Origin of the sequence: Lysinibacillus sp. Bpr_S20 (genome assembly GCF_023337835.1) — a bacterium.
In the GTDB taxonomy this organism is placed as follows: domain Bacteria; phylum Bacillota; class Bacilli; order Bacillales_A; family Planococcaceae; genus Lysinibacillus.
Window position 1 is genome coordinate 121705 of sequence record NZ_JALNLQ010000004.1, and the last position, 14302, is coordinate 136006.

A 14302-nucleotide genomic window follows, 5' to 3' on the forward strand; every position below is an offset into this window, starting at 1 on the left:
TGGCTCTTCACCAAAGATTGGCTATGAATTTGTTAAAATGTATGATATGTATAGAAGTTGAATCATATTTTTGCAATAAGTTTGAAACAAATTAGGAAATCAATCGTATAACGTTATGAGGAGGCGGAAAGATATGAATGGTAAAAGGTGGGCCGCTTTAATAATTGCAGGTGTACTATTAATATTTTCATTAGGGATTAACACCATTTTTGCAATATTTAAATCGAATTTCTTTAGCGATTTCGAAAGCTTGGTGGCTGGAAACGATTTGACGGTAATGGAAAAGGTTAAAGAAAGTGGTGATATGGATAAACGTATTGCTTACTTAAAGGTGGATGGAGCGATTCAAGATGTTGGCTCAAGTACATTATGGCAACCAGTTTCCTATGATCATCAATTTTTCTTAAATCAATTAGATAATATTTTATATGATCAAACTGTAGAAGGTATCGTTTTAAGTGTTAATTCACCAGGCGGCGGTGTAAAGGAATCAGCAGAAATATATAAGAAACTATTAAAAATTAAAGAAGAGCGACAAATTCCAATCTATGTTTCTATGGATTCGATGGCAGCTTCAGGTGGTTATTATATTTCAGCACCTGCAGATAAAATATTTGCGCAACGTGATACAATTACAGGTTCAATTGGTGTCATCATGCAATCTATTAATTATCAGGCATTAGCAGAAAAAGTTGGTATTAAATATGAAACGTTTAAATCTGGTGAACATAAAGATATGCTTAGTCCAATGCGTGAAGTGACACCGGAAGAGCGTGCTATGATGCAAGACATGATTAATGAAACTTATCAGGAATTCGTTAATATTGTCGCAAAAGGGCGTAATATGTCTGAGGCCAATGTGAAAAAAGTTGCGGACGGTCGAATTCTTAGTGGTAAAAAGGCTAAGGAAGCAGGCTTAGTAGATGAGATTGGCGATGAGGAAGCAACAATTGCTGCACTACGTAAAGACTTTGGTTTAGAGGACGCAGAATTATTTGAGTATTCATATGATGTGGGTGGTTGGCAATCATATGTTGGGATGAAGATTGGATCAATATTTGGTCCTTCAGCAGAGGAAAAAATGTTGATGAAAATTATGGCAGATTACAAAGCGCCAAAAATGATGTACTTATATGGCGAAAACTAGGGAGGGAGTACAATGACAAACAATGAAATTGTTATGCAAGGTTCACCCTCTATGGAGAATGCCCTCCTAATAGATACGCCAAATACGAATAAAAATTATGCGTTAAAAACGGCAGGCTTTTGGATACGTTTTTGGGCATTTTTATTAGATGGATTCGTTATTACAGCTGTAGGTGGAATTCTCGTTAATCCGATTTTTTATTTTATGGATTGGTCATTATCGGAAACGGTGTGGTATGCACCCATTTCGATTATATCCGCAATTATCTATTACAGTTATTTCGTTTTAATGACGAAATTTTTTGGGCAAACGCTAGGGAAAATGATATTTGGATTACGTGTTATTTCATTAAAACATGAGAAGCTGACTTGGTCAGATGTGTTATTCCGTGATTGGATAGGACGTATCATCAATAGCATTTTTATGCCACTTTATATTCTTGTAGGCATTTTACCGAACAATCAAGGTCTACATGACTATTTCGCAGATACAACAGTCGTTCATGAAAAAGTTTATATTGAAAAAGATATTGTGCAACCATCTTTGCCAATCAAAGAGGAAAAGACGGAATCTGTCACTCTAGAGGAAAAATCAGAACCTGAAAAACTAGAGGGAAAAAGCGAAGAATAAGGGCAAGAGCTGTCTCATTACATTGAGACAGCTCTTAGTTTTTGTGGAAATAGTGATGATTAACGGTTATTTCGTATGGAATAGAGGAACAAACAAAGTGCTCAGTTGGAACGGACATCGACCCAAGGGTGTGAAAAGATTGTTCAAAACTATTTTGATAAGCTGTCTCAGTTGCAATTAATTCCCTCCATTTAGTAATATTATGTACATATGAAGATTAGGAGGCGTTTATATGGCACAAGTAACATTTAAAAATGGCCCAGTAACACTTGTAGGTAACGAAGTAAAAGTTGGAGACCAAGCACCGGACTTTACTGTATTAGCGAATGATCTATCACCTGTTACATTAAAAGATTCAGAGGGGAAAATTCGCTTATTTAGCGTTGTACCATCATTAGATACTGGTGTTTGTGATGCACAAACACGTCGTTTTAATGAAGCAGCAGCAAACTTAGGTGACAATGTAGTCATTTATACTGTATCGGTGGATCTTCCATTTGCTCAAAAACGTTGGTGTGGTGCAGCAGGCATTGATGCTGTTCAAACAGTTTCAGATCACCGTGACCTTTCATTTGGTGAAGCATACGGTGTCTACATCCAAGAATTACGCCTTCTAACGCGTGCGGTGTTTGTTGTGGATGCTAATGACAAAGTGACTTATGTGGAATATGTTCCTGAAGCAACAAACCATCCAAACTATGAAGCGGCCATTGCAGCTGTCAAAGCACTAGCATAATGTATTGATTTTAGGCTAAGATATTACTAGACAAAGGGGCTGTGACAAGTTTTTGTCACGGCTCTTTTCTGCGTGAAAGGAAGTTGTGTATGGAAAATATCGAGAAGTTATTTGGTATGCTAAATGAACATGCCGAAAAGATAGAAAAAGAACATAATATCACATTGCTAGAGGGCATTTTAGACGGCTTAGAGGCATGGCTAGATGGGGAAGTTAATTTTTCACAAGAAGGTGCTACAAAGGAAGATGTGCGCAAAGCGATTCAAATAGCTGTTTTAAAGGGGATGCGAAAAGGATCTCAGCCGAATCATCAAATGACACCTGATACGCTTGGGTTATTAGTTGGTTATTTTGTGGAGCAACTATTTGCAAATCGTTTGAAAAAAGAAAAAATTTCCGTTTTAGACCCAGCAGTAGGTACAGGGAATTTACTACTAACAGTTATGAATTTATTAGACGGGAAAATAGAAGCAACAGGGGTAGAGGTTGATGAGCTACTTATTCGTATAGCTGCGGCAACAGCTGATTTGACAGAGCAGCCTGTGTCCTTATACCGTCAAGATGCATTAGAAGATTTATTAGTAACGCCTGCAGATGCTGTTGTTTGTGATTTACCGGTCGGATATTACCCGAATGAAGATATCGCATTAGATTATGAATTATGCCCTTCAGAAGGAATGAGTTATGCCCATCATTTATTTATTGAGCAGTCTATTAACTACACGAAGGATGGAGGCTACTTATTTTTCCTAGCACCAACCCATCTCTTCGAATCTGAGCAATCGAAACAACTTCATAAATACATTCAAAAGCATGCTTGGATTCAAGCAATTATTCAATTGCCAGATACAATGTTCGCTAATAAAGCACTTGAAAAGAGCATAGTCATTTTGCAAAAACAAGGTAAAGAATTTAAAGCTCCAAAAGAGGTACTGTTAGCAAAAGTACCAAATATGCAAAATAAACAAGCTCTTGCTATGTTCTTTGAAAAAGTGAAGATGTGGCAAGAAGGGAAATAAGTAAAAAAGGTATCCGAATTAGGATACCTTTTTTAGTTTGTCTATTATATATAAGCATGTGTATCAATATAACTGTTAGTTTCACTTCGAGTCGCCTCAAAAACGAGAGGGTTGATTTCCGCTCCGGCTGGGCGCTTTCCTGGGGGCGTCCGATGAGCCGCTTCACTCGCGATGCTCGCTCCAGGGTCTCGGGGCAACAGGATGTTGGTCACGAAGGCGTTATCACAGGACGTGATGCTCTTAGCCTTCGTTCCCCTATCGCTAATCCCCTAGGAGTCGCCCAGTCTCCACTCCAATCAACCAATTCACTTAGCGTGTATCTTTTGGTGTGGACTATAGAATGTTTTAAGCACAATAGCTAAGTGTTGAAAACCTATATGAGACACTGCTTTTTAGCACGTTATAGGAACTTGCAACTTGCCTTATACAAAAAAATAATCAAATTTATCGAAGATCTTTTTAGTGTGTGATTATAGATTTTAATACAATAGTGGCTTCAGATTTTCAACTCACTCCGTGTTATGGAACCATCAAAGACTCTTTAATCCCATTGACATAATAGTTTTTCAACAATAAGAAAAAGGTATCCAACATTGGATACCTTTTATGTAAGACAAAATTAATTTTCAGGTGTACGGATAACAAGTACGTCACATTTAGCTGAGCGTACAATTGCTTCAGATACTGAACCGATAAGGAAGCGTTCTACTGCATTTAGACCAGTTGCACCACAGATGATTAAGTCTGCGTCTACAATTTTAGAAAGCTCTTTTGTAATGATATTTTTTGGTGAGCCGTATTCAATTACAAGGTTAACATTAGTTAAGCCTGCTTCTTCAGCCTGTTTTTTGTAACCATTTAATAGCTCTTCAGAGAATGCTTGAGCACGCTCAGCAATTGAACGGTCATATGCTTCGATTGCAGCGAATGAACGTGTATCAATAACATTTACTAAATTTAATACGGCACCTTCGTTACGTTTTGCTACGTCAATCGATTTACGGAAAGCGTATTCAGCTTCCTTAGAACCGTCTACTGCAACTACAATGCTTTTATATTTATTAGCCATTTGAATTACCTCCCAGATTTGTATAAGTTGATTATACCAAATGATTTTCTAAAGGAAATACTTTCCGGAAGAAAAAATGTGAAAAAGTGAAGGCATTTAATTCACAATTGACTACAGGTTATTTTTGTTACATACGTGACGTTCTTCGGAATTTCTGTCGTATCGATTAATAAAAATACTGTATGTTCCAAATAAATATACGGGGTGGAAAATTACTATTCAATCCAGTTAGAATATTTAGTATTGTGTAAATATTATAAATTTTTTCTATTATTATTTTAATTAAAGCATTTTTTGTTTATGTTTGGTAATATGGAAATGCAAGGGGTGCATCAATACATCGAAGAGTATGTAACAAAATGTGCTTATTTTTTGGTAATGGAAGGGGATAGGGAAGATGAAGATTGGTATTCCAAAAGAGATTAAAAACAATGAAAATCGTGTAGCTATGACACCAGCAGGAGTTGTTACATTAACAAATGCAGGTCATGAAGTGTACATTGAAACTGGTGCCGGTTTAGGCTCAAGCTTTACAGATGCAGACTACGTTTCTGCGGGTGCTCATATTGTGGAGACTGCAAAAGAAGCATGGGCGCAAGAAATGATCATGAAAGTAAAGGAACCCGTAGCATCAGAATATGATTACTTCTATGAGGGTCAGATCCTATTTACTTATTTACATTTAGCGCCAGAGCTAGAGCTAACGCGGGCACTTTTAAATAAAAAAGTTGTAGGCATTGCATACGAAACAGTGCAAATAGCAAATGGTTCTTTACCGCTTTTAACACCAATGAGTGAAGTTGCTGGTAAAATGGCAACGCAAATTGGTGCACAATTCTTAGAGAAAAATCATGAAGGTAAAGGAATTTTACTAGGTGGCGTATCTGGTGTACCACGCGGTAAAGTTACAGTGATTGGTGGCGGTATTGCTGGAACAAATGCTGCGAAAATAGCTGTCGGAATGGGTGCCGATGTAACGGTTATTGATTTAAGCCCAGAGCGTTTACGTCAATTAGAAGATTTGTTTGGCCGTGATGTTCAAACATTAATGTCTAATCCTTATAATATTGCAGAATCAGTGAAAAACTCAGATTTAGTAGTCGGTGCAGTTTTAATTCCGGGAGCTAAAGCACCAAAGCTTGTTTCTGAGGAAATGATTCAGTCAATGCAGCCAGGCTCAGTAGTAGTTGATATTGCTATTGACCAAGGTGGTATTTTTGAGACATCTGATCGAGTGACAACACATGATGATCCAACTTATGTAAAACATGGAGTTGTACATTATGCTGTAGCAAATATGCCAGGCGCTGTACCGCGTACATCAACAATTGCTTTAACAAACAATACAATTCCTTATGCACTTCAAATCGCTAATAAGGGTTACAGACAAGCATGTGTCGAAAATGCTGCGCTGAAAAAAGGTGTTAATACTATAGATGGACATCTTGTTTACAAGGCAGTGGCAGATTCTCAAGGTTTGCCATTTGTAAATGTTGATGAATTAATTCAATAAATGCAAATAAGGGAGCGGTTCAATTTGATACGTTCCCTTATTCTTCCAGCATTTTAATATAATATAATATTCCAATTCTAATAGATTTCTTTCCTTTTGTTTTTAAAAGAACTTAAAGTGGAATTTTTGTACATACAGGAATCAGAATATTTGAATTAATCGATTTTTTAGATTATTAAAATTAAAGAGGATGAAATATGTATGCAACATGAAATAACTCCAAAAAAATCGTTTGTCGATAAGATGCTCGATATAATTGAACGTACTGGTAATAAATTGCCAGATCCAATTACATTATTTGTTATGATGGCATTATTAGTACTCATCTTATCTTGGGTATTAGATGTTATGGGTATTTCGGCTGTAAAACCAGGAACGAATGAAACGATAGAAGTCGTTAATTTATTGAGTCGAGAGGGCTTAATTTTAATCGTTACACAAATGCAAAGTAATTTTACAGGATTTCCGCCACTTGGCTTAGTTATTGTGTCAATGATTGGAATTGGTTTGGCGGAACAGACAGGTCTGATTTCTGCGATTATGAAAAAGACTGTTATGAGCGCACCACAGAAATTAATTGTACCAGTGATTATTTTAACAGGTTTAGTGGGCAATTTGGCTGCAGATGCGGCTTTTATTATTTTACCTCCAGTGGCGGCACTTATTTTTATGAGTTTAGGTCGTAACCCTTTAGTAGGTTTAATTGTGACGTATGCGGCTGTTGCTGGTGGCTTTAGTGCAAATTTATTAATTAGTTCAATCGATGTATTATTATTAGGTATTACAGAATCTGCTGCTCGTATTGTAGATCCAGATTATACAGGTCGCGCTACAATGAACTATTATTTCTTAATTGCCTCAACATTTGTTTTAATATTTATTGGTACATGGGTGACAAAAAAGTTTACAGAACCCCGTTTTGGCGATTATAAAGGAGAAATTAGCGTACTCGAACCATTGACACCGCTAGAGATGCGTGGTTTAAGGTGGGCAGCGATTGTTGCAATTATCTATTCTGCGATTATTGCCTATACAGTAATACCATCAAACGGTCTACTACGAGATCCTGAAACAGGCGGCTTTTTAAATTCACCATTTATGACGGGTATTGTACCAATTATGCTGTTCTTTTTCCTATTACCAGCGTTGGCGTATGGTATTGCAGCAAAAGAGGTAAAGAGTGACAAGGATGTAGCAGAAAAAATATTTAAATCCATTGCAGATATGTCATCGTTTATCGTACTTGCATTTGTTGCTTCTCAAATGATTGCGTACTTCAATTGGAGTAATATTGGCTCCATTGTTGCAATTAAAGGAGCAGAATTTTTACAGGCATTAAATTTCACAGGTTTACCAATGATTATTGGATTTGTTGTGATCTGTGCATTCGTTAATTTACTGATTGCGAGTGCCTCTGCAAAATGGGCATTATTAGCGCCGATTTTTGTACCAATGTTTATGTATCTTAATTATTCACCAGCAGTAACACAAGTAGCGTATCGGGTAGGAGATTCGATTACAAATCCTATTACACCAATGCTTGCATATTTTGCTATTTTATTAGCATTTGCAAGACGTTACGATAAAAATATCGGAATCGGAACACTCATTTCGGCGTTATTCCCATATACTATATTCTTCTCGATTGGTTGGATTATATTATTTGCTATTTGGTTCTTACTGGGATTACCACTTGGACCAGGAGATTACATTTATCTTCGTTAAACAGAAGAATCCCACGTCCTGTGGGAACGACTGAGTGACGCAACTAGACAAGGCTTATTTGATAATAATAGGAGGAATTTGAATGATTGCACAACATGTACAACTTTCAACATTACTTGAACAATTCGAGGAGGAAATGATTGCACTGCGTCGTCATTTTCATGAAAATCCAGAGCTTTCTTTTGAAGAGGTAGAAACCCCTAAAACAATTGCCGCGTTTCATCGTGCATTAGGACATGAGGTGCGAGAAGGCGTAGGGGGTAATGGCGTTGTCGCAAAACTTATTGGAGGCAAACCAGGTAAAACAGTGGCACTTCGGGCGGATTTCGATGCATTAGCAATTACGGAAGAGACGGGGCTACCATTCCAATCTAAAATCAAGGGTCGAATGCATGCTTGTGGGCATGATGGGCATACAGCAACTCTACTTGTATTAGCGAAGGCATTAAACAAAATGCAAGCAGATTTAGCAGGAACGATTGTTTTCATCCATCAACACGCTGAAGAGTTAGCGCCGGGTGGAGCAAAGTCTATGATAGAGGATGGCTGTCTAGAAGGTGTTGATGTAATTTTCGGGACGCATTTATGGGCTCCTGCAGAACTTGGTAAAGTGCAAATAGCATCTGGACCATTTATGGCTGCGGCAGATTCTATTGATATAACAATCAAAGGGAAGGGTGGGCATGGTTCTACGCCAAATGAAACGAAAGATTCGATTGTACTAGCTGCACAATTTATTACGAATTTACAACAGCTTGTAGCACGCCGAGTAAATCCGCTACGCCCAGCTGTAGTGTCAATTGGACATATTGAGGCACTCAACCCATTTAATGTCATAGCAGATAAAGTGTATATGAAAGGAACGGTCCGTACATTCCATAACGAAGAGCGTGATCTCCTTGAACAAGAAATTGAAGAAGTACTAATAGCTACTTGCTATTTAACAAGGGCTGAGTATGAATATGAATACCGTAGAGGCTATCCACCTGTTGTGAATCATCCAGCAGAAACGGAGCATGTTATCAAGGCAGCCGAAAAGGTGTCTAGTGTCAAAGCTGTTGAAATTGTCGATCCTACGATGGGGGGAGAAGATTTTGCTTACTATTTAGAAGAAAGACCAGGTGCATTTTTCTTTGTAGGTGCGCAAAATCCTTCTTGGACGGAAGTATATCCTCATCACCATCCTAAATTTGATATCGACGAACGCTCGCTCCGCATAGCTGCAAATGTTTTAGGTCAGGCAACTCTTGATTATTTGGAAAAATAATCAATGACATAATGAAAGGAAGCACCATTGCTATAATGGCTGCTTCCTTTTTTATCTCACATAACTAATAATCAGTGGGGGATGAAATAAAATCCCCACTGATTAAAGTCTCACTTTACCTGAGTAAATATTGTCAATTACAGTACAATCAAATCTTTAGGGAATTTTGTTAGTACTTCTACGCCGTCTTTTGTTACTACTACATCATCCTCAATACGGACACCTGTCACATCAGATTTATAGATACCTGGTTCAATTGTGAAGACCATGCCTTCCTCCATAGTCATTTCATTTGCGCCTGTAACAGAAGGGAATTCATGTACGGAAATGCCTAGTCCATGACCAAGTCGGTGTGTGAAATATTCGCCATAGCCTGCGTTAGAGATCGTATCACGAGCGATAATATCTAAATCCATTGCGCGAACACCTGGTTTTACTGCTGAAATTGCATTCATGTTAGCAGATAAGACTGTGTTGTAGATTTCCTTTTGTGCCTCACTAGGTTCACCAAAGGCAACTGTACGTGTAATGTCAGAGCAATAACCATCGTAAATGACACCAAGATCGAATAATATCATATCGCCTTTTTCTATTTTTCGAGCACCTGGTTTACCGTGTGGAGAGGCTGTCTTTGGACCGCTCAATACCATTGTTTCAAACGACATTTTGCAGCCTTTATCTTTAATAGCGCTTTCTATCGCTGTTAAGATTTCCATTTCTGTTTTGCCTTCAGCGATTTCTTTACAGCCGATTTCGATAGCATAGTCAGCTAATTCAGCAGCTTTGCGTAATTTTTCCAATTCAGTTTCATCTTTAATAACTCGCATCGCATTGATTTTTTCGTCGAGTCGAACGAAACTTGCTTGTGGGAATGATTGTTGTAGGGCTTCTAAACGCTCTACAATAAGTTGAGCTTTTTCAATAGCAAACGTTTGTGGGTTAACATTACGAGCTTTTATCGCTTGGGCAAGAACTTCCATTGAATTTTCAGTATCTTGGTGACCAATGACATCATAAGGCCAGCCTGCATCCTTCGCATCTGGGATTTCCATTTTGGGGCAAATTAAAAAAGGTTCTGCCTCTTTAAAAATCATCACGCCAAGTAATCTCTCATGTGGATCACTTTTAAAGCCTGAAACGTAAAAAACATTGTCTGGTGTAGTTACGAAAGCGGCATCAATTTGATGTTGTTGTAAATAGTTTTGAATTTCTTCAACCTTTGACATAAACAGTTCCTCCTCTTATTGCATAGAAAAAAATTGCACGTGCTTTGGCTATAATTACAGCCTGGCTTTGATCGAATGAATTTTTCTTTCTTAACAAGGTATATCTATGTTAGGAAAGAATCTATTATTCTCAGTACTAGCATATCAAAAAAAGGGGAAAACCGCATGAATAGCGAATAAAAATGATGTAGAACAATATGCACTGTAGGGAGGAAACGGATATGGAAATTAGTTATCATGGACATTCTGTTGTCAAAATTCAATCAAATGGGAAAACAATATTGATAGATCCATTCATTAATGGGAATGGGCAAACAGATTTAAAGGTAGCTGATGAAGCACCAGATATTATTTTACTTACACATGGCCATAATGATCATGTCGGGGATACAGTAGAGCTTGCAAAGAAAAAAGATGCACTCGTTATTGCACCAAATGAGTTAGCCAATTGGATTTCTTGGCAAGGGGTGAAAGCGCATCCAATGCATATAGGGGGAGCTAAGGAATTTAATTTTGGTAAAGTGAAGTTTACGCAAGCGTTCCACGGTTCTTCATATGTAACGGAAAATAATGAAATTATTTATATGGGAATGCCTGCCGGAATTTTATTGTTTATTGAAGGATTAACAATTTATCACGCAGGTGATACAGCTTTGTTTGGTGATATGAAGTTAATCGGAGAACGCCATCCTATTGATATTGCATTTTTACCAATTGGGGACAATTTTACAATGGGTCCAGAAGATGCGGCTTGTGCAGTTTCGTTTTTGAAGCCGAAAATTGTCGTACCAGTTCATTACAATACATTCCCTCCAATCGAGCAGGATCCACAAATTTTTGCAGATTTAGTGCAAAATGCAGAGGTTCAAATTTTAAAAGCGGGTGAAAAAGTAAACTGTTCCTAATCAGCGGCACTGCTGTACTATATGGGTTGGCACCACGTGCGTAGTTGAAACGATGGGAAAAGTAAAACAAATTCATCACTTTATATTAAATATTTTTATAAAAAATATGGTACACTAAGAGCAGAATTTGATGCTTGAGAAATAGGTGATATTTTGTCTACAAAACATGAGAGAATTTTACAATACATCGAATCATTACCCGTGGGTGATAAAATTTCAGTACGTCAAATTGCAAAAGAAATGCAGGTGAGTGAAGGAACGGCATACCGTGCTATTAAAGAAGCGGAAAATCGTCGTTTAGTAAGCTCTATTGAACGTGTTGGAACAATTCGTATTGAGAAGAAAAAGAAAGAAAATATTGAGCGGTTAACCTTTGCTGAAATCGTTAACATTGTAGATGGCCAAGTTTTAGGTGGAAAAACAGGTCTACATAAAACGTTAACGAAATTTGTTATTGGTGCCATGCAATTAGAAGATATGATGCGTTATACAGATGCAGGAAGCTTGCTCATCGTTGGTAACCGTATTAAAGCTCATGAAAATGCACTGCGAGCTGGTGCAGCTGTTTTAATTACAGGGGGCTTTGATACAACAGAGGAGAACAAGTTACTCGCAGATTCCTTGGATCTACCAATTATTTCTACAAGTTATGATACCTTTACTGTGGCAACAATGATTAATCGTGCAATTTATGATCAGTTAATCAAAAAAGATATTTTATTTATTGAAGATATTTATGTGCCAATGACTGATACTTCTGTCCTTCGAAATGATGAAACAATTCGTCATTTCCAAAAGCTAAATGAACGAACAACTCATGGTGCGTTTCCTGTTCTTACAGCAAACAATAAGCTTGTTGGGATGATTACCGTTAAAGACGTTATTGGTCGAGAAGAAAACGAGCTTATTGAAAAGGTTATGACAAAAAATCCGATCGCTGGATCGATGAAAATGAGTGTTGCTTCTGCAGGACATCGTATGATTTGGGAAGGGATTGACCTATTACCAATTGTCGATGATGACAATATTTTGCAAGGTGTGATTAGCCGACAAGATGTACTAAAAGCACTTCAGCTTGCTCAAAGACAGCCGCAGCATGGTGAAACGATTGATGATTTAGTGAAAAACGAGATGAAGGTGCTTGGCGATGAAGAATTAATCGTAGAATTTAAAGTAACACCTCAAATGACAAACCAATATGGGGCAATTTCTTATGGAGCATTTACAACTTTGTTAGCGGAAGTTGGCTCATTCGCATTAAAGCGCCGTAAGCGTGGGGATGCTGTTGCCGAAAACATGACGATTTATTTCATCAAGCCTGTGCAAATGGAAAGTACACTTACTGTAAAACCTCGAATATTAGACATGAGTCGTAAGTTTGTGAAAATGGACTTCGAAGTGTTTAATCAACAAATGCTTGTTGGGAAGGCAATGATGATGTTCCAATTACTGGAGCGTTAAGAAAACACAAAAAGGGATGGCCTAGAGGAAATGCTAGGCCATCCCTTTCACTTTTTTAATTATGCCCGGGCATAATGGATTTTTTCATTGGTTAATTCGGTACTCTTCTTCAACAAATTGACCGTAGTGACGAACCTTCTTACTATTTTCGATCACAACAAAGATGCCTAAAACGACAAGAATTGCTACAATAATAAATGTAAATAGCCCAGGGAATAAATACGCTTGGTTAAAACCGAATAAAAGAATAAATGCACCAAGACTTACATTAGCCTTGCTTTTGTACCAATTTTTAGCAATTGGTAATGGAGAACGAAACTGTTTTGTTTTAAAATAAAAATAAAAAACAAATGATATGATTATTGCAAACACAAATATTAAATTGATCATAGTAAACCTCCTAGCATAACTAGTCATTATTGTAACGATTATTGAGGAAAAATGCTAACGGTTATTACTATCAAATTGGGGGAAATTAATTTGAAAAGACAAATCATCGACACAATTGCTTCATATGAAACAATCGTTATTCATCGCCATGTGCGCCCAGATCCAGACGCTTATGGATCTCAGCAAGGGTTAAAAGAGCTTATTTTAGCAAACTATCCGGAAAAAAAGGTTTATGCAGTAGGTGAGCATGAAGAATCTTTATCATTTTTAGCAAATCCAGATAACATAACAGATGATATATACGACGATGCTTTAGTTATTGTGACAGATACAGCAAATACGGCACGTGTGGACGATCAACGCTATACAAAGGGTAAAATGATTATTAAAATTGATCACCATCCAAATGATGATCCGTATGGTGATTTACTATGGGTGGATACAACTGCGAGCTCTTGTAGTGAAATGATTTATGAGCTTTTTGAGGAAGGGAAACAACTGGCCAACTGGATGCTACCTGATGCCTCAGCAAGATTATTATTTGCTGGTATTGTAGGGGATACAGGACGTTTCCAATTCCCTAGCACGACCGTAAAAACGTTTAAAATAGCAGGGGAGCTCATTACATATAATTTTGATCGAAATCAAATTTTCGATGGAATGTATGAAATGGAGCAAAAGCTTTTAAATTTACAAGGTTATATTTATCAAAACTTCAAAATGGATGAGTATGGGGCAGCACATATCAAGCTGACAAAGGAGTTACTGACAGAATTCAATGTTGTCCCGTCAGAGGCATCCCTATTAGTTGGTTGTCTTGGAAGTGTGAAAGATATTTGTGCATGGGTGGTCTTTATTGAAGAGGTCGATCAGATTCGTGTGCGTTTACGTTCAAAAGGCCCTATTATTAACACGTTGGCAAAGGAATTCAATGGTGGTGGGCATCCGCTCGCTTCGGGGGCTACAGCTTATTCATGGGAAGAAGCAGAACGTGTTATAACGAGATTACAGGAAATTTGTAAATCATATCGATAAACATGAATATTGGGCTCTTCGCTAAAATTAGTGGATGACATTGTTAAACGTATGCCATATATAAGGTGATTGGAGTGGAGGCTGGCGACTCCTTGGGGATCAGCGATAGGGGAACGAAGGCTAAGAGCATCACGTCCTGTGATAACGCCTTCGTGACCAACATCGTGTTGGCCCAAGCG

13 protein-coding genes are annotated in these 14302 nt (G+C 37.7%); 10 read left to right on the plus strand and 3 right to left on the minus strand.

The features are described from left to right. Positions 1-133 precede the first annotated feature (133 nt). The 4 genes from sppA to MWJ95_RS11580 all read left to right on the plus strand — a co-directional run bounded on the left by sppA (position 134) and on the right by MWJ95_RS11580 (position 3532). Positions 134-1147 (plus strand): signal peptide peptidase SppA, encoded by a 1014-nt coding sequence (sppA, locus tag MWJ95_RS11565; protein ID WP_249105643.1) that lies wholly within the window; start codon positions 134-136, stop codon positions 1145-1147. Positions 1148-1159: 12 nt separating this feature from the next. Next, the gene (locus MWJ95_RS11570) at positions 1160-1777 is read left to right on the plus strand and encodes an RDD family protein (RefSeq protein ID WP_249105645.1); all 618 of its coding nucleotides are present in this window, start codon (positions 1160-1162) and stop codon (positions 1775-1777) included. Between the two features lie 232 nt (positions 1778-2009). Beyond that, entirely contained in the window at positions 2010-2513 is a 504-nt protein-coding gene (gene tpx / locus MWJ95_RS11575; protein WP_249072928.1) for a thiol peroxidase, read from the plus strand. An 89-nt stretch (positions 2514-2602) separates the two neighbouring features. After that, positions 2603-3532, plus strand: a complete 930-nt coding sequence (locus MWJ95_RS11580) for a class I SAM-dependent methyltransferase (RefSeq protein ID WP_249072927.1) — start codon at positions 2603-2605, stop codon at positions 3530-3532. Positions 3533-4151: 619 nt separating this feature from the next. Here MWJ95_RS11580 and MWJ95_RS11585 read toward each other — a convergent pair. After that, the gene (locus MWJ95_RS11585) at positions 4152-4601 is read right to left on the minus strand and encodes a universal stress protein (RefSeq protein WP_053484991.1); all 450 of its coding nucleotides are present in this window, start codon (positions 4599-4601) and stop codon (positions 4152-4154) included. Positions 4602-4998: 397 nt separating this feature from the next. On the opposite strand from MWJ95_RS11585, the gene ald reads away from it, so the two are divergent. From ald to MWJ95_RS11600, 3 genes are all read left to right on the plus strand, one after another. Then, a complete protein-coding gene (ald, locus tag MWJ95_RS11590; protein ID WP_249072926.1) occupies positions 4999-6114 on the plus strand; it encodes an alanine dehydrogenase in 1116 nt (371 codons plus the stop codon). A gap of 201 nt (positions 6115-6315) precedes the next feature. Then, positions 6316-7839 (plus strand): AbgT family transporter, encoded by a 1524-nt coding sequence (locus MWJ95_RS11595; RefSeq protein ID WP_249105647.1) that lies wholly within the window; start codon positions 6316-6318, stop codon positions 7837-7839. 82 nt (positions 7840-7921) lie between these two features. Continuing rightward, positions 7922-9106 carry an amidohydrolase gene (locus tag MWJ95_RS11600; RefSeq protein WP_249105649.1) on the plus strand — a complete coding sequence of 395 codons (1185 nt, stop codon included), beginning with the start codon at positions 7922-7924 and terminating at the stop codon, positions 9104-9106. 137 nt (positions 9107-9243) lie between these two features. Here the strand turns inward: MWJ95_RS11600 and MWJ95_RS11605 are convergent, their stop codons facing one another. Next, the gene (locus MWJ95_RS11605) at positions 9244-10332 is read right to left on the minus strand and encodes a M24 family metallopeptidase (RefSeq protein WP_249105651.1); all 1089 of its coding nucleotides are present in this window, start codon (positions 10330-10332) and stop codon (positions 9244-9246) included. A 221-nt stretch (positions 10333-10553) separates the two neighbouring features. On the opposite strand from MWJ95_RS11605, the gene MWJ95_RS11610 reads away from it, so the two are divergent. Further along, complete coding sequence (locus tag MWJ95_RS11610) at positions 10554-11237, plus strand: metal-dependent hydrolase (protein WP_249105654.1); 684 nt, start codon at positions 10554-10556, stop codon at positions 11235-11237. 153 nt (positions 11238-11390) lie between these two features. Continuing rightward, positions 11391-12698, plus strand: coding sequence for a DRTGG domain-containing protein (locus tag MWJ95_RS11615; protein WP_249105655.1), 1308 nt, complete (start codon positions 11391-11393; stop codon positions 12696-12698). 84 nt (positions 12699-12782) lie between these two features. Here the strand turns inward: MWJ95_RS11615 and MWJ95_RS11620 are convergent, their stop codons facing one another. Then, complete coding sequence (locus MWJ95_RS11620) at positions 12783-13088, minus strand: YtpI family protein (RefSeq protein WP_249072920.1); 306 nt, start codon at positions 13086-13088, stop codon at positions 12783-12785. Positions 13089-13178: 90 nt separating this feature from the next. On the opposite strand from MWJ95_RS11620, the gene MWJ95_RS11625 reads away from it, so the two are divergent. Further along, the gene (locus MWJ95_RS11625) at positions 13179-14123 is read left to right on the plus strand and encodes a DHH family phosphoesterase (RefSeq protein WP_249072919.1); all 945 of its coding nucleotides are present in this window, start codon (positions 13179-13181) and stop codon (positions 14121-14123) included. The last annotated feature ends 179 nt before the right edge of the window (positions 14124-14302 follow it).

Coding starts and splice junctions, on each gene's coding strand:
- MWJ95_RS11610 (WP_249105654.1), top strand. CDS start 10,554: ATGGAAATTAGTTATCATGGACATTCTGTTGTCAAAATTCAATCAAAT.
- MWJ95_RS11595 (WP_249105647.1), top strand. CDS start 6,316: ATGCAACATGAAATAACTCCAAAAAAATCGTTTGTCGATAAGATGCTC.
- MWJ95_RS11620 (WP_249072920.1), bottom strand. CDS start 13,088: ATGATCAATTTAATATTTGTGTTTGCAATAATCATATCATTTGTTTTT.
- sppA (WP_249105643.1), top strand. CDS start 134: ATGAATGGTAAAAGGTGGGCCGCTTTAATAATTGCAGGTGTACTATTA.
- tpx (WP_249072928.1), top strand. CDS start 2,010: ATGGCACAAGTAACATTTAAAAATGGCCCAGTAACACTTGTAGGTAAC.
- MWJ95_RS11600 (WP_249105649.1), top strand. CDS start 7,922: ATGATTGCACAACATGTACAACTTTCAACATTACTTGAACAATTCGAG.
- MWJ95_RS11585 (WP_053484991.1), bottom strand. CDS start 4,601: ATGGCTAATAAATATAAAAGCATTGTAGTTGCAGTAGACGGTTCTAAG.
- MWJ95_RS11570 (WP_249105645.1), top strand. CDS start 1,160: ATGACAAACAATGAAATTGTTATGCAAGGTTCACCCTCTATGGAGAAT.
- MWJ95_RS11605 (WP_249105651.1), bottom strand. CDS start 10,332: ATGTCAAAGGTTGAAGAAATTCAAAACTATTTACAACAACATCAAATT.
- MWJ95_RS11580 (WP_249072927.1), top strand. CDS start 2,603: ATGGAAAATATCGAGAAGTTATTTGGTATGCTAAATGAACATGCCGAA.
- ald (WP_249072926.1), top strand. CDS start 4,999: ATGAAGATTGGTATTCCAAAAGAGATTAAAAACAATGAAAATCGTGTA.